Origin of the sequence: Rhizobium azibense, from assembly GCF_004342325.1 — a bacterium.
GTDB classification, from domain to species: domain Bacteria; phylum Pseudomonadota; class Alphaproteobacteria; order Rhizobiales; family Rhizobiaceae; genus Rhizobium; species Rhizobium etli_B.
Genome location: NZ_SMBJ01000010.1, coordinates 143,906 through 165,965, shown reverse-complemented (window position 1 = coordinate 165,965; position 22,060 = coordinate 143,906). Strand labels below are relative to the sequence as shown.

13 protein-coding genes are annotated in these 22,060 nt (G+C 55.8%); 10 read left to right on the top strand and 3 right to left on the bottom strand.

The features are described from left to right. The first annotated feature begins 45 nt into the window (after positions 1-45). From EV130_RS24225 to brxL, 10 genes are all read left to right on the top strand, one after another. Complete coding sequence (locus EV130_RS24225) at positions 46-963, top strand: BrxR family helix-turn-helix transcriptional regulator (protein ID WP_132661721.1); 918 nt, start codon at positions 46-48, stop codon at positions 961-963. Positions 964-1,256: 293 nt separating this feature from the next. Continuing rightward, positions 1,257-1,451, top strand: a complete 195-nt coding sequence (locus tag EV130_RS24220) for a type II toxin-antitoxin system prevent-host-death family antitoxin (protein ID WP_132661719.1) — start codon at positions 1,257-1,259, stop codon at positions 1,449-1,451. A gap of 111 nt (positions 1,452-1,562) precedes the next feature. Next, positions 1,563-2,066, top strand: a complete 504-nt coding sequence (locus EV130_RS24215; RefSeq protein ID WP_207900898.1) for a BrxE family protein — start codon at positions 1,563-1,565, stop codon at positions 2,064-2,066. 2 nt (positions 2,067-2,068) lie between these two features. Further along, positions 2,069-2,848 carry a BrxA family protein gene (locus EV130_RS24210; protein WP_132661715.1) on the top strand — a complete coding sequence of 260 codons (780 nt, stop codon included), beginning with the start codon at positions 2,069-2,071 and terminating at the stop codon, positions 2,846-2,848. Next, positions 2,835-3,410 (top strand): BREX protein BrxB domain-containing protein, encoded by a 576-nt coding sequence (locus EV130_RS24205; protein WP_132661713.1) that lies wholly within the window; start codon positions 2,835-2,837, stop codon positions 3,408-3,410. Before EV130_RS24210 ends, EV130_RS24205 begins: the two co-directional genes overlap by 14 nt. A 27-nt stretch (positions 3,411-3,437) precedes the next feature. Continuing rightward, a complete protein-coding gene (brxC, locus tag EV130_RS24200) occupies positions 3,438-7,064 on the top strand; it encodes a BREX system P-loop protein BrxC (protein WP_132661711.1) in 3,627 nt (1,208 codons plus the stop codon). A gap of 2 nt (positions 7,065-7,066) precedes the next feature. Next, positions 7,067-8,953: an Eco57I restriction-modification methylase domain-containing protein gene (locus tag EV130_RS24195; RefSeq protein ID WP_132661709.1), complete on the top strand. Its 1,887-nt coding sequence runs from the start codon at positions 7,067-7,069 to the stop codon at positions 8,951-8,953. Further along, positions 8,953-10,884, top strand: coding sequence for a BREX-1 system adenine-specific DNA-methyltransferase PglX (locus EV130_RS24190; RefSeq protein ID WP_165918566.1), 1,932 nt, complete (start codon positions 8,953-8,955; stop codon positions 10,882-10,884). Before EV130_RS24195 ends, EV130_RS24190 begins: the two co-directional genes overlap by 1 nt. A gap of 103 nt (positions 10,885-10,987) precedes the next feature. After that, on the top strand, positions 10,988-13,516 hold the full coding sequence (locus tag EV130_RS24185) for a PglZ domain-containing protein (protein ID WP_132661707.1): 2,529 nt from the start codon (positions 10,988-10,990) through the stop codon (positions 13,514-13,516). After that, positions 13,513-15,606 carry a BREX system Lon protease-like protein BrxL gene (gene brxL / locus EV130_RS24180; protein WP_132661705.1) on the top strand — a complete coding sequence of 698 codons (2,094 nt, stop codon included), beginning with the start codon at positions 13,513-13,515 and terminating at the stop codon, positions 15,604-15,606. Before EV130_RS24185 ends, brxL begins: the two co-directional genes overlap by 4 nt. Positions 15,607-15,724: 118 nt before the next feature. Here brxL and EV130_RS24175 read toward each other — a convergent pair whose 3' ends face one another. Genes EV130_RS24175 through EV130_RS24165 form a run of 3 tightly spaced genes read right to left on the bottom strand, consistent with a single transcriptional unit; the run spans position 15,725 to position 21,830 of the window. Then, a complete protein-coding gene (locus EV130_RS24175; RefSeq protein WP_132661703.1) occupies positions 15,725-18,325 on the bottom strand; it encodes a phospholipase D-like domain-containing protein in 2,601 nt (866 codons plus the stop codon). Then, positions 18,315-19,964, bottom strand: a complete 1,650-nt coding sequence (locus tag EV130_RS24170; RefSeq protein WP_132661701.1) for a hypothetical protein — start codon at positions 19,962-19,964, stop codon at positions 18,315-18,317. The genes EV130_RS24175 and EV130_RS24170 overlap by 11 nt, the downstream gene beginning before the upstream one ends. A gap of 27 nt (positions 19,965-19,991) precedes the next feature. Then, entirely contained in the window at positions 19,992-21,830 is a 1,839-nt protein-coding gene (locus EV130_RS24165) for a type II toxin-antitoxin system HipA family toxin (RefSeq protein WP_132661872.1), read from the bottom strand. Between the last annotated feature and the right edge of the window lie 230 nt (positions 21,831-22,060).

Below are 22,060 nucleotides of genomic sequence, written 5' to 3'. Positions count from 1 at the left end.
CGTTTAGCTGTCAATATAGTTTCTATACCCATCTGTGAGGTTGTAATGAATGATGAAGTGACCGGCATCCGGTGGGGCGTCGAACAGCGTATGGAGTTCATAGAATTCCGCCTGTTCTGGGAGGGCGGGGTTCGCCGCAAGGACATCATCGATATGTTTGGCGTCTCGGTACCGCAGGCGTCCAAGGATTTGACGCTTTATCAGGAGCAGGCGCCGGGGAACGTGGAGTACGACAAAAGCGCTAAGCGCTATGTCGCCGCGCGCGATTTCAAACCGAAATTCCTGCAGCCGGATTCGGACGGCTATCTTTCCCGCCTGCGCACGCTCGCGGAAGGACTGGCGAAACCGTCGGAATCGTGGATCGGCTATCATCCGGACTCGGATATCGCCCTCACCCCCCATCGGGAGGTCGAACCTACGGCGCTGCGGGCTGTTCTCGACGCCATGCGCGACCGGAAATCCATTGAGGTGCTTTATCAGTCCATGAACGATATCCGCACCGAGCCTGTATGGCGGCGGATGTCACCTCATGCCTTCGGATATGACGGGTTTCGATGGCACGCGCGGGCCTACTGCCATATCGACGAAAAGTTCAAGGACTTTCTACTGCCGCGGATTTTGGAGGTGCGTTCGCCCGGCCCAGGGGGAGCCCATGGCCATGACGACCTGCTCTGGCAAGAGCTCGTTGAGGTTGAGATTACACCGCATCCGCAGCTTACCGACAGCCAGAAAATGGTGGTGGCAAAGGATTACGGCATGCGGGATGGCAAGGTTGTCCTGTCTGTTCGCTACGCGATGTTGTTTTACGTGTTGAAAAGACTTGGCTTGCTACGTGATCCGGAGAAGGAGAAGCCGCGCGCACAGCATATTGTTTTGCTCAACAAGGACGATGTTCAGGCGGCACTGAAGCGCGCCGAGTTTTATGACTCAGCAGCTGCTCGAAGCGATTCCCCCAAAGCCTGATTTACCGGCGCGTCCCCATCGCCGCAGCCATGGCGGGTGACGATGCTTCGCGCAAGAAAGGGCTCTGGATCACATCTCCGAAGCAGCCGGTTTCTGCTTCACTGTTTCCGCCGTCTCCCCTTCCGTCGGTGAGGGTGACGGACGGCTCCAGACGAAGCAGATTACGAGAGTGAATACTCCCGGCACCGATTGGCGCGGATCTATATTAATTCTGGAAAATAGCTCTCCGCTTACGCCTTGCGAGTTGTGGCTGAAATAGCCATTATGGATCGACTTTTGCGGGACTCATCCTTATGAAGATAATGGCAGCTAGGGATGCCAAAAACGCGTTTGGGCTCTTGTTCGACACGGCGCGTGCAGAGCCAGTTATGGTCGAAAAGCATGGACGCCCGGTGGTTGTCGTAATGAGTGTTGAGGAATTTGAGCGGTTAAGCCGTCAACAAGAACAAGGTCGTGCTCCTAGAAACGGAGTCTCTGTCGATCAGTGAATCGTCCAAGGGGGGATGATGTCAGGTAATAGCGTCGCCAAAGTCATAAGCAAGCGGAACGTCTCGCCCTCAGCTTTAATTACCCGCTTCGCGTGTAGCTAGGGGATGGTGGTGAAACGCGATCTTCTTTCTGATTTGCTGCACGTTCGGCTTTTGGTCGGCTATCTCGGTGAGGCCGATCAATATGGCTGGTGGAAGACAAACTTCTATCAAGCAGCCAGCCAGCATTTTCTTGAACCCATCTTCCCGCGAACGAGCCACCTTGCCAGGTATCATGGTGTAGTGGAGGCCGCACGGCGCGTTCACGACGAAAGTCTCAGCGTTGGCTCCTACCATTTATTCCGGCTTCCGGAAGAGCTTGAGCATGATCTCTACGCCCTGATGACCAGCGATGCCCACAAGGGGCCGCTGGGAACAATCAGCCAGGGCAAAGACTCGGCACTAAGCGCCCTGCGGTCGCATGCGTCGGACACGGCAACGTCCGGTGAGGGCCCCGTTTCGATTGGCAACGTCGACCTTGCGCGGACTGCTGGGATTTCAGGTCAAGTAGCGGGCATCTACGCAGCCGCCTATACGCACGGAACCAAGGCGTTTCCGTACATGGTGAGACAGTAGCCATGGCGGGTGCCCCGTACACAACGCAGCTCCAAGCCGGGCTGGGATTGGTCAGCGAGACCAAGGCCCTGCTCGACCTTTGGACGCCCGGCATGGGCGCGGGGCGTTTGCAAGAGGTCGCGCGGGAATCAGGGCGCTTTCCCACCGTAACAGCGCGTCGCCTGCGCAACATTGTGGCGGAGTGTTTTGCTCCGCGGTATTTGGTAGGCGGAGCGGCTCCGGCAGCGCATCTAAAAAAATTGGCGGCCTCGATTCCGGCCGCCGATCTGTTGCAGCTCATGCTGGTCTTTACCTGCCGTGCCAATCCCATCTTGGGTGGGTTCATAAGGGAGGTTTACTGGCCGCGCTATGCTGGTGGATATACCGAAATCAGCAATGACGACGCAAAGATGTTTGTAGAACGCGCCATAGATGACGGGCGCACGTCAAAGCGATGGTCTGAGACCACCGTGCGCCGCGTTTCCGGCTATTTGACTGGATGCTGCGCTGACTATGGACTTCTCGAAAAAGGTCTGCGGTCAACGCGCCGCATATTGCCATACCGGGTTGCCCCTACCGCAGCCGGATACCTCGCCTATGAGCTGCACCTCGCAGGACTGGGAGATAATGCTGTTCTTGCCCATGAAGACTGGCAGCTCTTCGGCATGGGGCGGGAGGATGTGCTCGATGAACTCAAGCGCCTGTCTTTGAAAGGGCTGCTCATCGTCCAAGCCGCGGGCGACGTTGTCCGCATCGGCTGGAAATATCAAACTATGGAGGCGCTCTGCGATGTCATCTCTTAGAGCCGACTTTGACGAGCTCCGTGAGCGCATCAAGCATGGTCGCGAGCTTGGCCACGCCAGCTTCGAGCCAATCTTTTATCTCGTGTTTCCGCCGGAGCAAATTCTGGAAGTGAAGCGGCAGACGCCTGCCTGGCTATCTAAGCTTCATCAGGATCAATGGGAGGTGCATGTTTTTTCCATTGCTGAGCACCTCTGGGCCTTGCTGAAAGAAGACCCGTTTTGGGCGTTGTGCGTAGCCGAGGACAAATCCGCGCCGCTTGATTGGCAGCGCTCTAACAGGGCCCTCGCTGACATCATCTCGACAGGAAACGGACTGCTCGCCAGATTGGAAGACATGTTGGCGGCGCAAGAAGGCAAGAAGAACGCCCTTGTGCTCGTGACCGACCTTGAAGCTCTGCATCCGTTCATCCGTATTGGGGCAATTGAAAGCCAGCTCCAAGGTAAGTTTCATGTGCCTACCGTCTTCCTCTATCCCGGCGTGAGAACGGGCAAAACGAGACTGCGGTTTCTGGGGTTCTATCCAGAGGATGGCAACTACCGATCCGTTCATGTCGGCGGGTAAGCAACACTACTTTTTAGAGAGAACGATATGACGATCCGCGCCCTATTTGACCCGAGCAAAGACATACAGCGCACCATTGAAAAGGTGATTAGCTACGGCGCGTCGCAAGAGAGCCGCCTCAAGGCAGAAATCTCGGAATATGTCGTCACCGAAAGTATCGAGGAGCAATTCCGCAAGCTGCTTGATCGCATGCAGCTCGCCATGGAAGCGGGCGGCGAGAATGAAATCGGTGTTTGGGTCTCAGGCTTCTACGGATCGGGCAAAAGCTCGTTCACGAAATATCTCGGCATGGCTTTCGATGACAAGCGCACCATCGACGGGACACCTTTCCTTGGTCATTTGCAAGATCGTTTGCATAAGGCCCAAACAAAGGCACTGCTCGGCACAGTAGCGAAAAGATTCCCTGCTGCCGTTGTCATGCTCGACCTTGCGAGTGAAATGCTCGCGGGTGCTACGATGGAGGACGTGTCAACCGTCCTGTATTTCAAAGTGCTGCAATGGGCCGGCTATTCCCGCAATCTGAAGGTGGCCGCATTCGAGCGCATGGTCGAAAAAGACGGCCGCATGGGCGACCTCGAAAAGCATGTGGCGGCTGCGCTCCCCGGCGCAACATGGGCGCGCGTACAGAACAATCCGCTCGCCATCGACGGTCTCATTCCGAAAATCGCGCACGAGATGTATCCCGCTCTGTTCCCAGAGCTCAAATCCTTCTCTTCCAGCACAGAAGGCTTCTACGAATTTGAAGATCAGCGCGTGAAGGCGATGATCGACATCGTCAGGGAGAAGAGCGGCAAAGAGAACATCATCTTTATCATCGACGAGGTCGGCCAATATGTCTCGTCTCGCGATAACCTGATCCTTAACCTCGACGGGCTTGCCAAGAATCTCAAACGGATCGGTGACGGCAAAGTATGGATTATCTCAACCGCGCAACAAACGCTCACCGAGGATGATCCACGTGCCGCGCTGAACTCCGATAAGCTCTTCAAGCTCAAGGATCGCTTCCCGATCCAGATTGATCTTGAATCAAACGACATCAAAGAAATCTGCTATCGCCGCCTTCTTGGAAAGTCGGCCGCTGGCGAAACCGAACTCGGCAAGCTGTTCGATGCCCACGGCCAAGCACTGCGGCACAACACAAAGCTTCTGGACGCCAAATACTACGATGCGGACTTTAGCCGCGAGAGCTTCGTAAACCTCTATCCGTTCCTGCCAGCACATTTTGATATTCTGCTCCACCTGCTTGGCGCTTTGGCGAAATCAACGGGCGGCATTGGCCTGCGATCCGCGATCAAAGTCATTCAGGACGTGCTTAAAGGCGAAGGCGGCTCCAAGCCTATGGCGGACAACGCTGTCGGCTGGCTGGCCACAACCGTAACGCTGTTTGACGATCTGGAGAAAGATATTCGCCGGGCTTTTCCGTCGATCCACCAGGCTGTCGGCAAAGTGCTCGTCCAGTACCCGGATTCCGATCTTCACCAAGAGATCGCAAAAACCATCGCCGTTCTGCAAATCCTCGGAAATCTGCCCGTGACCGTGCAGAACGTGGCTGCCTTGATGCAGCCCGGTATCACGGCACCATCGCGCGTTGACCAAATCCGCAAGGCCATCGAAGAAATGCTTGCGCATGTCCGCGTGCCTCTGGGTGAGAAAGACGGAAATCTCGTCTTTTTGAGCGAGCGCCTCCGTGACATCGAGGAGGAGCGCGGCGGCATTGCGTTGCGCTCGGTCGACTTGAAAAACATCTTCGCGGCGAATCTGCGCGAAGTGTTTGATCCGCTACCGCGTCATAACCTTCAAGGCACAATGGCCGTTCATACCGGGCTGAAGTTTCAGTCAGGCAGCGCCATCACCAGTATCGCCGGCGATCAATATGCCATCCAGACCGCTGTTGAGCTGGTTAAGCCAGACGATGCCGATACGGCGCGCACGCGTATGATCGACGACTCGCGCGGTCGCCAGAATCGCAATGTGATCGGACTTGTTGCCCGAACGAACCCTGAGATCGACGATCTGACCGCAGAAATCTATCGCTGCCAGCGCATTGCCGAGCTTCATCGCAACGAGTCAGAGCAGGAAATCAGGGACTATTGCGCCGGACAGATCGAGCGTGCGGCCAAACTCGCCACGCAGCTGAGAAGCAAGATCAAGCAATCGCTTCAGGCGGGCTCGTTCATTTTCCGCGGTCAGGTGACAGCTGTGTCCGCACTCGATCCTGATCTGCTGGAATCGTCAAAGAAGCTGCTGTCAGGTGTCGCGGGCGAAGTGTTCGACCGCTACACCGAAGCGCCCGTCCGTGTTGCCACAGACAATGCCGAGAAATTCCTGAAGGTCTCTAACCCTGCGGCGCTGGGAAGCACTCTTGACCCCCTGGGTTTGGTGCAGACGGTCGCAGGCAAGGCAACGTTCCGCACCGACCACCGTGCGATGACGAGCATCCGAGATTACATCGACCGTCACGGGATCGCCAACGGCAAACGACTGCTCGACGATTTTGCAAGCGATCCGTTCGGATGGTCTCCTGACACGACACGCTACATCCTCGCCGCCATGTTGATGGCCGGAGAAATCAAGCTCACCGTATCCGGGCGCGAGGTGACGACGGCCGGGCCGCAGGCCATCGATGCGCTTAAGACAAACAACTCGTTCCGCCAAGTGGGCGTCTCGCTACGACTAGAGCGCCCCTCCAATGAAACGCTCAGCCGCGCCGCTCAACGTTTGACGGATTTGGTCGGCGATGTCGTGATTCCGCTGGAGCAGGAAATCAGCAAGGCGACAGCCAAGCATTTCACACAGTTCCAGCTGGAGTACGGAAATCTATCTGAACGGTTGAGCCGTCTCGGTCTCGGTGGTAGCGACCGCGTTAAGAGCATGAATCAGGAGCTTGCCGACGTTCTGTTCACTGACGCTTCTGATGCGCCCCAGCGGTTGGGAGCCGAAGACTCCTCAATCTACAACAATCTAAAATGGGCCCTTGAGGTCAAACGCGCGCTAGATAACGACCTGGATGCCACGCTGGACGAACTCCAGAACCATCGCCGCGAAATCGCGCAGCTGCCCGATACGGGTATCCCCGGAGACCTTCGCAGAGACTCGGCGGAAGCGCTGCAATCCATTTCCGAGAGATTGAAGTTGGATGATTTCTATCGTCATGCGGCGGATTTCAGCACGCAACTTACCGAGACCAAAGCCAGGGTGCGCGATGCTGTTGCCAGCCTCGCAGAACGCCAAAAACAACGCCTCAAAGATGGCCTGGATGATTTGCAACGCGTCCCTGAATGGAGCGAGCTGACACAAGAGGAGCGCAGCAACGTTGCCGCCAGCCTTGATGCGCTGGAGATAACGGTCGGCAACGACCTGGCGGGCCTGAAAAAGCTCGTTGCTCGAGACTACGACATCAACAGCACCATTGATGACTGGCGCCGCTCTATCCAGCGCCAGGGGCAAGAACGGATAATGCAACGCATTGCGGAGCAGCAAAAAGGCATGGAGGAAGAAGGGCCTCAAAAACTATCAGAAGCCGTCGCGCTGCCTCGCAGGGTAACGACACTTGCTGAACTGAACGCCCTTATCCAGCGTCTTAGCGAGCTGCGTGGACAGTTCTCGTCTTACCAGGACGTGGAGCTCTCCCTCATCATCGAGGGAGAGAAATAGCCATGGCGTTCGATCAGGCTACCCGCAATCGCTTGCAGCGTTTCGTCAATGACGCGCGTAAGACTCTGGAGGAGGAGTTTACCCGCCAGCTCCAGCTCGACTACGGCCTTGATCCGAAGTCCGGCATCGTCACGCCCATCGAAAACCTGCGCCACCTCAATGACGAGCAGCGTGAGACAGCCCGCATTCTGCGAGACACGCTCGATCACTACTGCGCTGGTGGCAACGCGACCGCGCTTGAAGGGCTTGATCGTATCGTTCGGGAGCAAGCCTTCACAGTTTTGAATCGCCTTGCCGCTCTGCGCATGGCCGAAGCGCGCGGGCTGCTGATTGAATCGGTTGGTAATGGCTATCAGGCTAAGGGATTTCAGCTCTATGCGCGCCTCATAGGCACGGGCTTGGGAGAAACGGGCGAAGCCTATGCCGTCTATCTTCAGAGCGTTTTCGATGAATTGGCGCTCGATTTGCCTGGCCTATTCGGGCGGTTTGCGCCGCAGGGGCGGCTCTTTCCACGCGAGCCTGTCCTTCTCCAGATTCTCAATCTCATCAATCATGGTGAGATTGAGCCGCTCTGGGCCGAAGACGAAACTATTGGGTGGATTTATCAATATTTCAATTCCAAGGAAGAGCGCAAAGCCATGCGCGACGCTAGTCAGGCGCCGCGCAACAGTCGTGAACTCGCCGTGCGCAATCAGTTTTTTACGCCCCGCTATGTGGTGGAGTTTCTGGTCGACAACACGTTAGGGCGACTGTGGTTTAACTGGACGGGCGGACATACGGCCTTACGTGACCGCTGTCAGTATCTGCTCGTTAAGCCGGACGAGAAGCCCGAACCTCTCAAGCGCCTGCGTGATCCGCGGACAATCAAGCTGCTCGATCCGGCCTGCGGGTCGATGCACTTCGGGCTCTATGCGTTCGATCTCTTCCTAGAGATTTATCGGGAAGCTTGGGAGTGGGAGAAGGCAAACGGGCCAGGCAGCTTGGACAATGAGACGGGCGGGAGCAGCGATCTGAAGCCGCTTTTGCAGACCTATGCCGATCAAGCCGCGTATATGCACGATGTCCCCCGACTCATCATCGAGCGGAATATCTATGGCGTCGATATTGACTCGCGGGCGGCGCAGATTGCGTCCTTGGCGCTGTGGCTGAGGGCGCAGCGCGCCTGGCACGAAGACGGCGTGAAGGCGAAAGATCGCCCTCAGATTGGAAGCGGTCATGTCGTCGCGGCTGTGGCACCTCCAGCTGAGGTGGAGCTGCGCAAACGGTTCATGAATGAGCTTGATCCGCTGGATGCGGAGCTGTTTGAAAAAACCCTGTTCCTCTTGAAAGGGCTGCCGGAGCTAGGGGTGCTTTTGCAGGTGGAGAAAGAGTTGCCAGCGCTGATCCGGAAGGTTTTTGGAGATCATGGCAGGCTCTTCAAAGCCGAGGATACGGCACAATGGCAGAAAGCGGAGACAAGGCTGCGCGAGGCGTTGACGGACTATGCTCGTGCGGCGCGCTCTACCTATCAAGGGCGACTGTTCGCGCATGACGCGCTTCAAGGGCTGCGGATGATCGATCATTGCCGCGAGGTATTTGACGTAGTTGTAATGAATCCGCCGTTCGGTGCGTTGGCTGCGAATACTAAAGATGAGCTCATCAAGTCCTACCCTGCAAGTAAAAACGACTTACTCGCCATCTTTGTTGAGCGTAGCTTAGAGTTAATGCGTAAGGGTGGCCGTCTGGGCGCCATTACCTCGCGCACCTGCTTCTTTTTGAAGAGTTTCAAGCTTTGGAGAGAGGATGTCGTTCTTGGACTGGCTAAACCTGAGGTCTTAGTTGATCTCGGTTTAGGTGTTATGGACGATGCTCTCGTTGAAGCCGCTGCGTACGCGCTGGAGAAGACGTAATGACGATCTTTTTTCGTTTGCTAGAAGCCATTGATAAGCGCCCGGTGCTCGATCAGCTGTCACTGTCATTTCGATCCAACTGTAGCGATGGACGCATTTTTCAAACAAATACGGAGTCCTTCAAGGCTTTTCCTGGGGCTTCATTTGCTTACTGGGTTGGAGAATCGATCCGAAGTGCGTTCAGGACACACAGCGCATTCGAAAGCGCGGATACAGGATTCGTGGCGCGGCGAGGCGTAAACTCCAATGATGACTTCCGCTTTCTGCGCTCCTGGCATGAGGTTGTTGCCGAGTCTGAAAGATGGGTTGCCCATCCGAAGGGTGGCGAGTTTCGTCCTTTTTATTCCGACGTCAACTTGGTGGTGGATTGGTATTTAGGTGGCGCATATCTGGAGGCGCCGCGTGTAACTGAGAAAGTTTATAAATCCGCAATTGTGCCTAGTAAGGAGCTGTATTTTCGCCCCGGTTTAACATGGTCTCGTAGGACAAAGAGCCGGCTTTCGATGCGGGTTATGCCGCGCGGATGTATTTTTGGTGACAAAGGCCCAGCCGTAATTGAACAAAATGACAATGAAGAGAACCTGTTTTGGGGTCTGGCTATATGCTTGAGCAGCGCATACCATAAACTTGTCGAAGTCCAGTTGGCAGCTGCCGATGCACGCCCGGGCGGTGCCGCTCACTCATTTGAAGTCGGTGTAATTCAAACGACGCCAAGCCCAATTCCTAACGACGCCGAGAAGGAGCGTCTCGCCGAATTGGCGCGCCGTGCGTGGTCTCTAAAGCGAACCCTTGATACGGTAGTGGAAACTTCACATGCGTTTTCTCTTCCATACCCTTTGCGTCAGCGTATTGGCGAATTTGATCCATCATCCATCGAACTTGAAGTTGCTGGTATCCAATCTGAAATCGACCAGATCGCATTTGACCTTTATGGATTTGACGAAAGGGATCGTGCGATTGCGTTTGATCCTTCGCACTCGACACAAATAGGTGTCAGCGAAGAACCGGGACTAGCAGAGGATTCGGATGAGGAAGAAGGTGCCGATCTAATCGATGAAGCTGACGCTTTAACAAGCTGGGCTGTTGGTGTAGCTGTTGGCCGCTTCGACTGGCGTTTAGCTACCAACGAGCGCGCAGCGCCGTCTGAGCCTGACCCGTTTGATGCTCTTCCGACTAAGAGCGCCGGTATGCTTCCTGACGATGCCGAGCCGTTCCACATCAACTCTGGGATTCTGGTGGATGATCTGGGCCACTCGCACGATCTGGCCCGGCTTATTGAAGAAGTGTTCGCCCGCGTAGATGCACCCGTGCCTGGCGATGTGCGCCGTTGGTTGCGGCGCGACTTCTTCCCCCTTCATTTGAGGCTGTACAGCAAAAGTCGCCGCAAGGCTCCAATCTACTGGCCGTTGTCCACACCGTCGGGTAGCTACACGCTCTGGCTCTACTACCCAAGCCTGACCAGTCAGACGCTTTACACCGCCGTCAATGACTTCATCGATCCGAAGCTCAAGCACGTTGGTCGTGATGTTTCGTCTCTGCGGGAGAAGGGTGGCGCACGGTCGCGTGAAGACGAGAAAGCGTTTGAGATACTCCAGGCGCTTGAGCTTGAGCTGATCGAGTTGCGTGACACGCTGCTGCGGATCGCGCCGATTTACCGGCCGAACCATGACGATGGTGTCCAGATCACCGCCGCGCCGCTTTGGCAGCTCTTCGGCCACAAGCCCTGGCAGAAGGTGTTGAAGGACACCTGGGTCAAGCTGGAGAAGGGCGACTATGACTGGGCACACCTCGCCATGGCCTATTGGCCCAGCCGCGTGCGCGAGAAATGCAGAACGGACAAATCACTCGCCATCGCTCATGGACTGGAGGATTTGTATGAAGACGCACCCGCACCAAAGACGCGCGCAGGAAAGAAGGGGGAGGGTTCGTGAAGTTTCCAGTTTGCGTTGCAAGGCCGAATGCTTTGCGCCACTCTCCAATTATTAGATCGCGGTGCGGTTGTGTTATGTATAACGCTTTGGACGCTACATTAATATGAGTATAGCGACTTTCATAAGAGACCAGATATTTTTACCCCGCCTGCGCCTGGCGGGCTGCATTGTCGTCTACGATTCTGAGAGGCGGTATCACGATCAATGCGTGAGTCTCGCCAATGAGCGAACGACCGTCGTGGATGCGTCGGAGAGCGGGATAGAGGCGCGCGAGGCGGCGCTGTCGGCGCTGCAAGAAGTCGGGAAGCCCAATTCCGGGTTGGACGGCGTCTTGATCTACGTGCCGACAAAAAAGCCTCAGACGGACGAGGAGATGCAGGTTGATCCGTTTTCAATCTATGGAAAATGCGGCGCGGTCTTCCCGCAGGATGATGGCGATGAGTATCTTAGCCTGTGCTTGAGAGCGCGGCCTGACCATATCACCGAGATTCGCAAGGCGTTCGCCGCGATGCCCGCAGGCCCCGCCTTTGCCGTTATTGATGCTATCGGCGGAGGCGCGAGTTGGCCGCATCTGCGGGCAGCTCTAGGCGTGGAATCCGGGCGTGAAATCCTCGCGGCGTTGCTGGTGCCAAATGATCGCCAATCGGTGGCGTTGAAGAGCGCGGACGCTTGGACTGATGAGGCGCGCGAGTTTTTGCGCACCACCCTGTCCATGACCGTGAAGACACGCGGCAAGACCTGGGGTTCTTTTGCGGACGAGCTGTGGCGGTATGTGCTCTTCAGTGAGTTCGTGTTCGATCTCCCTGGCGCTCTACCGGCATCGTTGAAAGACGTTCCGCATGCGCCGCCTGAAGCGCGACCTGTTGTTGAGGATGTTTGTGATCGCCTGCGCAATGATCCGCGCTGGCGTTCAACCTATGTCGAGCGGGCAGAGACGATTGAAGCCGAGTTCGATCTGCCGAATCAGTGCGCGGCTATAGAGGATTTGGGCGAGCGCGATACGTTTCCGTTCGAAGAGCGCACCTACCTGCGGGTGGCGATCAAGGGAATTACCACGGCCGATGTTGATGCCGCGCGGCGCGTCCTAATGAGGCATAAAAATTCTGTTTGGCTTGGCAAAGGAGAGAGCCAGGCTCAATGGGAGCTTGTTCGCTCTGGCCTCAATCTGATCGAAGCATGTGAGGATTATGAACGCCAGCTTCCCGATCATGCACGATCGCAGTCAGACCTGATTGACTTCTATGTAACCACCCTGCGTGAAGTGGATCGCTTGCATCGCGAGTTTGAGCAGGCCGTTGGGGAATTCATTGATCCCCATGGCATGATGCAGGAGGTCGTCCAGCAGGCGCGGCTTCGGTATCGCCGTATGGCAGAGCGCGTGCAAACGCTGTTTATGAAGCATCTCAGCGCATCAGGATGGCCGCCGGCAGGGCGTCTTGCTAATGTTGATGTCTTTGATCATTTTGTGGGAGAGCGGCTCAAGGATGCGGGGCGCCGTGTTGCCTACATATTGGTTGATGCCCTGCGTTATGAGCTCGGTGTGGCACTCGAAAAGATGGTCGCGGAAGACGGGCCTGTTGAGCTTCAGGCAGCCTATGCCCAGCTGCCGACCATCACGCCCGTGGGCATGGCGAGTCTTCTCCCCGATGCGCGCGCTCAGCTCACTCTTAGCACCGAGACAGGCGTACTTATGCCTAAGTTCGGCAGCGCTCCGGTCGCGAATGTCGGCGCGCGGATGGATATCCTTCGCAAGCGATTTGGCGACCGCTTTAGCGAGATGCTACTCAGCGATTTTGCGCGGAACAGATTGAAGATTGCGTCCACGGTCGATCTTTTGGTGCTGCGATCAACGGAAATCGACAGCCAGCTCGAAAACAATCCTGAGACGACATTAGGACTCATACCTGCGACCCTAAAGCTCGTGCGCGTTGCTTTGCACAAGCTGAAAGGAATGGGATTTAATGAGGCTGTCATCGTGACCGATCACGGCTTCTTTCTCAATGCGCAGGCCGATCATGGGGATGTGTGCAGCAAGCCTCCTGGCAAATGGACGATCAACGCGCATGACCGGATGTTGCTGGGCGCAGGCAATGAAGATGCTCATAACCTCGTCATCGCGCCCGACAAACTCGGCATACGCACCGACGCGCCTCAGACTGCTCTACCCCGAACTATGGCCCCCTACAGTAGCGGCCATCTATATTTCCACGGCGGTGCCTCGCTAGCTGAGGCTATTGTGCCGGTAATTGTGGCGCGCCTTGATGCAGCCGAGCAACCGTCTGTTTCGCGCGCCACAGTTGAGCTCAATTATCGCAATGGCTCAACGCGGATAACCACCTATGTGCCCGTCATCGAAGTCTCTCTTGTCTCCGATGACATGTTCTCGCAAGGCGTGAGTGTCGAACTCCTGCTAGAGGCGCAGGACGCCAAAGGGCGTGTAGTAGGGGAGCCGCGCCCGAGCGCCGACGTTAATCCGGCTACACGGACAATCACCCTGCTCCCTGGCCAGCGCAAGCAAATCGCTCTAGGCATGGATAGGGAGTTCGAGGGCAAATTCACGATCAAAGCGCTGAATCCCTCGACTTTGGCGAGCTATAGTACCCTCACCTTAGAAACGGACTACACAGTATGAGTGACAAGGATCACCTCGATACGAAGCTGCTCGCGGCCTTTGACGGGAAGGTGGTTCGCAAAGATCTGCTGCACCGGATCAAGAAAGGAACCAATGTTCCCACGTTCGTCCTTGAGTTTCTCCTGGCGCGCTATTGCGCCAGCGACAACCAGGCCGAGATCGATGCAGGCATGGAAGCTGTCCTCGCCACGCTCCAAGACAACTACGTTCGGCCCGATGAAGCGAATGCCGCGCAATCAAAAGTAGCGACCAAGGGCAACCATCGCTTCATCGACAAGGTTCATGTGCGCTACGTGGAGAAAGAGAAGCGCCATTGGGCTTCTCTGGAAAACTTCAATTCACAGCGTATTGCTATTGGCGAAAAATTCTACCGCGATAACGACCGCCTGCTCGAAGGTGGAATATGGGCGGAGGTCACCCTTGCTCATAACGACATCGAGGAGGACAAATACGCGTTCTACATCGAAGAATTGCGGCCGATTCAGTTGTCGCGCTTTGATTTTGCCCGCTATGCCGAGGGCAGAAATGGCTTTACGCGCGATGAGTGGATCGACGTCATTATGCGCTCGGTCGGGCTGGAGCCATCCAAACTTGACCAGCGCGTGAAGATGCACTTCATCGCTCGCCTCGCCGCATTGGTAGAGCCGAACTACAACTATATTGAGCTTGGGCCACGCGGCACCGGCAAGTCGTACTTCTTCAGTGAGTTTTCGCCTTATGCTACCCTGATTTCAGGTGGCCAGGCGACGAAGGCGACGCTGTTCTACAATAATGCCCGTCGCAAAGTCGGCCTTGTCGGCTATTGGGATACCGTAGCTTTCGACGAGGTTGGGGGTATCAAAGTGCGCGACCCTGATACCATTCAGATCATGAAGGACTTCATGGCCAATGGCCGGTTCTCCCGCGGAGCTGAAGTTATCGCCGATGCGAGCTTGAGCTTTGTCGGAAACATCGACCTTTCGGTTCAGCAGGTTGTCAATTCGACCGAGTACGACCTGTTTCAGCCGCTGCCTCCAGAACTTGATCTGGCCGTGATGGATCGCTTTGCAGCCTACATTCCAGGCTGGGAAATGCCGAAGAACAGCAGTGCGTTTCTGACGAGCCGCTATGGCTTCATTACCGACTACTTGGCCGAGGCCTTCCACTACCAGTTCAAGCACACCAATCGGTACGAGGAAGTCAGCCGCCGGGTTCGCCTCGGCAAGGCTGTCGAAGGTCGAGACGAGAAGGGGATTAAGAAAACAATCTGCGCCTTCCTGAAAGTGCTGCACCCGAATGGGGCCCCGACTGATGAAGAGTTCGAAGAGTACGTCGCATACGCGGTTGAGTGCCGTCGGCGCGTCAAAGAGCAGATGAACAAACGCAAGCCCGATGACGAATTTGCAATGATTGGGCTTTCTTACGTGAACGCAGCGGGTCAAGACGTTGTGGTCTATTGTCCGGAATCCAAAAACGCAGAAGCTACTCAGCAGCCCGCGAGACGCCGTCTCCGGCAAAGCGGAGAGCAAGCCGCCGGTGAGGCCGCGCCCAACTCATCCGTTGGCGCTGAGAACAGCCAGCCACCATTGGCGGAGACACCAGTTACGACGTTGTCCGTGCCTGACGGTAGTGTTTCCGATCTTAAGGAACAGCATTTCAACATTCTCTACGGTGACACCGGGCACAGCTACGAGTCTATTCTCGGGCCCTACCTGCGTGGGGCTAAGTCCGTGGTGATAGAAGATCCTTACATTCGCATGCCGCATCAAATCCAAAACTTTGTACGGTTCTGCGAGACGGTTCTGCGCCACAGCGTTGCCAAGAAGATTGCCTTGACCACAAGCTATGATGACAAAACCCAGTTCGCGGACATCTCAGAAAAGCTTGAGGAATTGAAGCAGAGCCTGCTTGAGCTTGATGTCGAGCTGGAGATAAACCTAAATGCAAAGCTCCACGACCGGGAAATCAGAATCGATAATGGCTGGGTTGTTAAGATCGGCCGTGGACTGGACTTCTATCAGAAGCCTGGAGGTTGGTTCGAGGTGGGGTCTCACGATCTAAGCCTACGCAAGTGCTTAGAAACGAAGGTTGACATATTCCGCAATTCTTAGGAGCCGATGGATCAGTGAAATACCGCGCGGGAACCAGAGGATTATTGAGACAAATGCACCGCAGTAACTAAGTAGATCGACAGCGTTCTCCCTTCGCGCTGGCGATCGTGCGCCAGCGTTAGACGGGAATCGTGTCGAGATCGGCTTTGTGAGGCGGCTCTCTGTGTGCAGCTAATACAGGGTCTCCGACCGTCAGATGGGCGGCTTGATATGACACGCGAGGTTTGTCCTTCTTCAGCGCCATGAGAACGACCTTGTTGCCGTTGCGACCTGCCACGATGCGCGCAATCCAGTTCTCGGCCGTACGGTGAAATGCTATGTCGCCTGCTTCCGCGGCCTCTCCCTGCCGCAGAGGTAGCTGGTTCTGGCCAACATTCGAGCAAATATCGGCCAGGCGCTGAATATCCTTGAGCCAATCCAGCTCGCTGGAAGTGAGGCCGCCGATGCTCTGGCGCGCAGTCTCCGTGACGGTTCCGTCTGAACCAATAGTCTGTGCAAGAGCCAGCACCATCGCGTTCTGTTTCATTCGTTGCTCGCATGCCTCGGGCGTTTCCCAGTGGGGCTTTTGCAAGTTCATCGTAAGACCGCAGTCCCAGGCAAGCCACAGCAGCAATCCCTTCAGTCTTGCTACCTCATCGCTATCATAGAAATCTTCACCAAGGGGTTGAAGATGGAGTAGCGAGGCACTTTGTGTGACGGCCTCCCCCTCAAATAGATTGAACATTACGGCCTCTAGCAGCGCGAGCCGCTGCTCCTTGCGAACTGTCGTCTTTCCCTTTTCGACCCAGGCGACGCGGCCATCACAGTTGCGTAGCTCTCTGAGAACAGCCAGTACGCCAAGCAATCGAACCAGTATCTTGGTAAAAGGCTGTTTGCCATCGGCGTATAGTTTGAGCTGTGAAGTCATCCGATTGACGAGAGTGCGAACTTTCGCGTTACAGACACGCAGCAAATCAGCTTGCTTTTCAGGCGTCAGTTGAGCGATCTCGCTTTCAAGATCGTCATCAGCGCCAATCTGCTCTTCTTCGTTTCGCCCAAGTCGATCGACTTCGTCGTGTGATTTTTCACCCTGGATACGCAAGTGATATATTAAGGCGTCCAAAAGATAAGCAAAATCACTAGAATGATCTAGCCGACGCTTTTTGCGGTGTTTTTTCATTTCGCTAACGTCGATGGCAAGCGTCTCGGGAGATTCAGTTTCGGCTTCCGCTTTCGTTTGTGCTGCGCCGTGAGCTTTGAGCAGCCCGGTCGCGGCAGAAGGGTTCTCCTCATCGAATATGATCTTGTCGATACATTGGATTAGCAAACCGATGTCAGGCGTGTCGGTCTCAAGACTGAGGAGAGCATCCCGAAATTTGCGCTGCGTTCCGCTCCGGGCCTGTTCTTCTACAAGGGTTGCGTGATGTAGTATGAGGTTTAATCTCTGCTCGTCAGAAGAGAACGCGTGAAGTGCGGCTGCGCGCTGAATATCGCCCGCATCGAAGTTCAGGGAGGCAAATCGGCCTTCAATCGAGACTTTGGAGGCATCGCTGATGCTGCTCCCGTCAGCTGCAGTCAATGTGAAGGTGAGGCCGCTCCTGTCAGTGAGCAGGTCAGCATCGAACATAATGCGCGTGCCTTCGGCTAGGGCAATGCCGGTGCGTATGTTGGCAGGAGGAAACTCCTCTTGCATCTGATTGATTTGAATTGCTTGCCAATCGTCTGGCGTAAGTGGGGGCAGGCTGTGAATATTACCACATCCCAGTGCATTCGCCGTCGGCAGCGCGTCCTTGCCTGTACGAGCAAGCATAAGCTCAACATTGCCTGAAGACCCCTCGGCTAACCATGCCGGCCGACTGGGATTGGCGCTGCCAGTTGCGAGTACGCAGGTGCCATCCGATTGCTCAACCAGTAAGAATTTTGCGTGCAGATACCGCTCTTCAGCGTTTTCGTCGCATCCCAATCGCTCCGCCCGAACAAACGATGCACCCTCCAAAGATGTAGTCGGCATTTGCACGGTGTCAGGCTCTACGGCTATGGTCAGCCGATGCGGTTTGAGATCGCGCCTCAGGCGCTGCAAAAAACTGAACTCTTGATCGAAGAATGCGCCGCCAACCGAGACGCGCGCTGTTTCACCGTGCAATAGGCTGGCCAGTTGTTCCCACAGTGATACGCTCCCCGGACGCCCCGCAAGCAGCTTTATGTTAGAATCAGAAGCTGGCTTGCCCTCCAGCCACGGGGCGAATTCCTTGACCCGGCGAACCATCGAGAGGACATGATCGGGAATCCCTGGCGTGTAGCTGTCGAGCCAGCTGTCTATCTCTGCCCACAGAGCCTGCGCAATTCCTACGCCGGTGCCGTCACTCTCTCCCTGAATCCCAACTACGTTAGTTATCTCGCGATTGAATCCAAATCCGGCGAGGGTCATGTTGTGACTACCAATTAAGATCGCCGCTTTGCTCTTGCCGGTTAAGAACACAAGCTTCGGATGAAACGCGCCAGGAACTTTCACGGGCAAGAGGGTGTACTGTCGTCCAGCAATGCGGGGCGGGTGAGCAGCCAAAGATGCGGCATACTGCTGCGCATCCATGAGCAATACATTGTGCCTGACTCCTGCATTAACCAGACGCCGCAAAACAACATCCTCGTAAAAAGGGAGGTAGGCGTTATAGGTTGTAATCAAAGAGGCTTCGTAACCGCCCTTCTTCAATTCCTCCATAAGTGAAATTTTAGGAAGCATCGGCAAGCTCCAACTGCGCTCGTCCAAATGCGCTGGGCTGCCAGCCCGCAGCGGTTCTCTCCAGAGCACCTATGTCCTTGAGAACGCGGATCGCTTGATTAAAGCGCGGTCTCGTGTGGACTGCCGGGGGTATGGCAATAACTTCCATGCCTCGGTCAGAAGGTCTAATCCTGAATGTTGATTGCGACTGGCCGCGGAGTTTTCGCAACGCGACCCGCAGGTGCATCTCCAAACCCCAATTGATGAGGAGCCACCTAAGGACATCGCGGATATTCAAGGAGGCCCAACTGCCTGATGCATTCCGTGCGAACGACTCCAGATTTATGGGGTAATAGCGGAAGTATTCTTCCTCAAAAATGAGGTCGGCGTACTGCCGTTCGGTACCGGTGTTCCTGCTAGCGAGGGCAATCAGCGTTTGCAAAGCGGCTTGGACGATGTCCTTGCGGCTGTCGGCGGATTTTTTGCCTCGCGAAAGGTTGGCAATGCGCTCTGTCAGTTGAATCTCGTGCAACGAGTTTTGCCAGCGCATGAGCGCGGGTAACCATTCCTCACTGTCAGCAACACACTGGGAGAAGGTTGTATCCGGCCCCAAGGCCTCTAAAGCTTCGCTGACTTCAGGCTGTGTTAGAAACCAATCAGCGATGTCGGCGCTCGCATCGAAACGCATGGCCGATGCCTCGTAAGCATCAAGCAGGGCAAAGAAAAGCCCTTGTACAGCCAGAGAGAGTAGTTCGTTGCGCGCATAGATTGCCCATCTGTCGCGGGTAGCGGAGAGCGAATGCGGGACGATCCACGGCGCCCCACCCGGCAAGCTGCCCGCGTATGTGCAGGCACGGAAATGGGTTTCGGATAGTTCGGCGTCACTCGCGCAAAGATGATCAGCAAGGTGCAAGATCAGTTGAAGCGACTTGCGTCGCGGCAGCGCTTCGCTCTCATCGAAGCCGTTTTGAACAAAGAACAGCTCTCCAAGGATTTGCTGCTCTCCAGAGTTGTTGCATAGTTGACAAGGACAGAACCCGCTTAGCTCGTCCAGTTGAGATGTTGTCACTAGGTCTGCGTCGACCGCATTCATGAATAGCTGGCGGTTTACGTTCGCATCCATCTGTTCAGCGATAACCTCGCCCACTTGTCGCGTGTAACGGACACCAGAGGATGAATCGCCATCGAGAATCGATAACTCTCTAAGAACGCCGAGGTAATACTGCCCAAGACCGCCCAGCTTGTTTGCGAAATAGCGCTTTATAGCTCCCTCGCGGAGAGAGAAATCGGATAGGCGGAGCGCGCTGTCGTTACCAAGGGATCGTGCTACGCCCGCCAATGTTTCACTGCCAACCATTGCTGCAGCGTGATCCTCGGCATCGCCCCCGCTCACGGCAGCATGACGTTGGGCGATCAAGCAGAAAAGGCAATCGGCGCGGCGAAAGCGCTCAACGAAGGAATCGTTGAATTCGCGGTATCCGGCTTTGTCGAAGGCCCACATCAGCCATGGGTAGAACGAATAGTATCGCGCTCTGTCCGTGACATTGGTAATGCCGGGAAGCATGCGCCCATATATGTTGATGCAGGGGGCTTGCACAGCAAGATGATCTAATCCGCCGACTTGGAGTGGTGGCTTTACCCACGCCGTTTCTGCTTGCATACCTTCTGTCCCTCAATGCGAGATGGGTTAAACAAAGTCATCGAGCCGTTCCCGGATAAGGACAAGCATGCGTTCCGCTGCATCGGTGACAGGTGATCTGGTGCGTGCCACCGGCGGAAGCGTTATTTCATCAAGACCTGGCCGCAGCCGAGAGACAAGTTCGTCGATCGCGGCGTCAGCGTCATTCACTCTGATTCCGATTGTGCTAGCTGTGGCGCGAAAATCGGCGCGGCGCAGACGGTCGTCCTTGGCGTTGAGTTTCAATGCCATTCGATCCCGCTCCAGTCTCGGAAAGACGCGCGTAGTGACTGCATCATAGAGCGGGGCCATTCTCACTGAATTGAACCGGTGGCTACCCGGCTCGGCGATCTTGAGAAGCGCCAGGTTCTTCAAATGCATGTCGCCGTCGGCGATCAGCCATGCAAACACGGCGCGCTTGAAGATGAGCATCACATCCTCGTCTGGGGCCGTTGAAAGCGGACGCACGGCGCGGGCAATGCGCTCTATTGTGCCATCGTATTTCGCTTCCGTCGGCACCCCTAACACTGACGCAAAATCTTCCATAGCCAGCAGTCGTTGGTCTTTGTTTTGAGCGCGTATATCAAAGCGCTCCACGAGCAGAGCGGGCGGCATCTCGTCCGGCATGGGAACGAGTGCCATTGAAGGCGTCGCAAAGCCGGCAGAAGCTGCCAACGTCAGAGATTGCCATTCGATCACCGGCAATGCTTCGAAGCCGCTCGTTCCTGCAGGTTTGAGAATATGAGTGAAGGGCGTAGCTACGCTCGGGCAAAGGGTGCCATCATGATCGAGGAACATGGGGGCCTTGATCTGAACTCCGGACAGGCGCGGTGTTTCAGAGCTTGCGAATATTTGCGCCAGATTACGTTCAAAGCTCTGCTCAATATGGTCGCGGCCCGGGCCAGCGTACCGGCCCGTAAAAACGCCGCCTTCAGAGTAGGCAGCAAGACGGGTAACCAGGATGTCCGCCGGTAGGGCAGCCAGTTCGCTTCGCTTTTCGACGATAATGATGTTCGACATATATCGCCTACCAGAGCGCAAAATGGCACGCTCATCGCGATCGTTCAGGACGGATTCGAGCCATCCTTCGGGCAGGAGCGACAAAATGAACGGTGGCAGTTTTCCCGGTGTCGTCTGCCGAATGAGCGGGGGCCCGTTCTCGTCTGTCTGTTGCCATCGCCACTCGAAGCCGTCGTGAATGAGGTTCCCGATCGGCTGACCGTGCCAAGCCACGATCAGATCAAGCGCCGCTTCGTTGCGCGCGGGGGCTGCTGCTGGGCGGTGTAGGAAATACCGTTCTGCCAGTTCGCCTTCCCTATACCACTGGTTTTGACGGGCAAGTGCCCAGACCGCGTCCGCGGCCCCTTGCGCACTGCCATGCTCTTCTCGCAGCCTGTCGGCGATAACTTCGCGCATAGTTTCGTCGATTGAGGCCGCATGCTCGCTACGGAGGCGGAAGGCTTCCAGAAACCGCTGGCGCATAGAAGAAACATCGACGTGAAACTCGCCCATGCCGTCATCGATAATGGCAGGTGCGATAGAAGGGTGATCGGGCGCTTCGTTCTGAATTATCTCCAGGGAACGGAGCCTCGTCCGCTGTTTGCGGCGGCCACTGAGGAAAAGCCGTCCATCGCGCGTTGGGCCGAGTAACACAGCGCTGGCGGCGGACAGGTAGGCGCGGGGATATAGATAGTGGGCAATCCGAACGGCGTGTTTCAGGATCGTTGCGTCGATGTCGTCGTCCGCATCAACGTAAATTCCCCGCATGAGCTGCACAAGCTTCCCCGTTTCAGCCAGGTAGTGGCTGCGCGTTTTATCGAGGGTTTCGCCAACGAGGTGAAGAGGCATCATCCTAACTTTCGCGTACCTTAGGTACGTGAAAGTTAGCATATTTAGCCATTAGCGCCACTAAAATTATAACTTTTCCATACCTCAGGTACGGGAAAGTCAGACTTTGAAGCCTAGAGGGGTTTTTTGCTTGTCAAACAGATACATATAGGCCGTCTCGCCAGGTTTCATGGCGAGACGGGCCTTATCTAGGTCAAGTCATGAGGCCACGGATGCCTCGCGGCCTCTGT

Bases quoted from the DNA above. Each gene is read 5' to 3' on its own strand.
- EV130_RS24170 (WP_132661701.1), bottom strand. From the start codon at position 19,964: ATGCAAGCAGAAACGGCGTGGGTAAAGCCACCACTCCAAGTCGGCGGA.
- brxL (WP_132661705.1), top strand. From the start codon at position 13,513: ATGAGTGACAAGGATCACCTCGATACGAAGCTGCTCGCGGCCTTTGAC.
- EV130_RS24195 (WP_132661709.1), top strand. From the start codon at position 7,067: ATGGCGTTCGATCAGGCTACCCGCAATCGCTTGCAGCGTTTCGTCAAT.
- EV130_RS24225 (WP_132661721.1), top strand. From the start codon at position 46: ATGAATGATGAAGTGACCGGCATCCGGTGGGGCGTCGAACAGCGTATG.
- brxC (WP_132661711.1), top strand. From the start codon at position 3,438: ATGACGATCCGCGCCCTATTTGACCCGAGCAAAGACATACAGCGCACC.
- EV130_RS24175 (WP_132661703.1), bottom strand. From the start codon at position 18,325: ATGCTTCCTAAAATTTCACTTATGGAGGAATTGAAGAAGGGCGGTTAC.
- EV130_RS24185 (WP_132661707.1), top strand. From the start codon at position 10,988: ATGAGTATAGCGACTTTCATAAGAGACCAGATATTTTTACCCCGCCTG.
- EV130_RS24190 (WP_165918566.1), top strand. From the start codon at position 8,953: ATGACGATCTTTTTTCGTTTGCTAGAAGCCATTGATAAGCGCCCGGTG.
- EV130_RS24165 (WP_132661872.1), bottom strand. From the start codon at position 21,830: ATGCCTCTTCACCTCGTTGGCGAAACCCTCGATAAAACGCGCAGCCAC.
- EV130_RS24205 (WP_132661713.1), top strand. From the start codon at position 2,835: ATGTCATCTCTTAGAGCCGACTTTGACGAGCTCCGTGAGCGCATCAAG.
- EV130_RS24210 (WP_132661715.1), top strand. From the start codon at position 2,069: ATGGCGGGTGCCCCGTACACAACGCAGCTCCAAGCCGGGCTGGGATTG.
- EV130_RS24220 (WP_132661719.1), top strand. From the start codon at position 1,257: ATGAAGATAATGGCAGCTAGGGATGCCAAAAACGCGTTTGGGCTCTTG.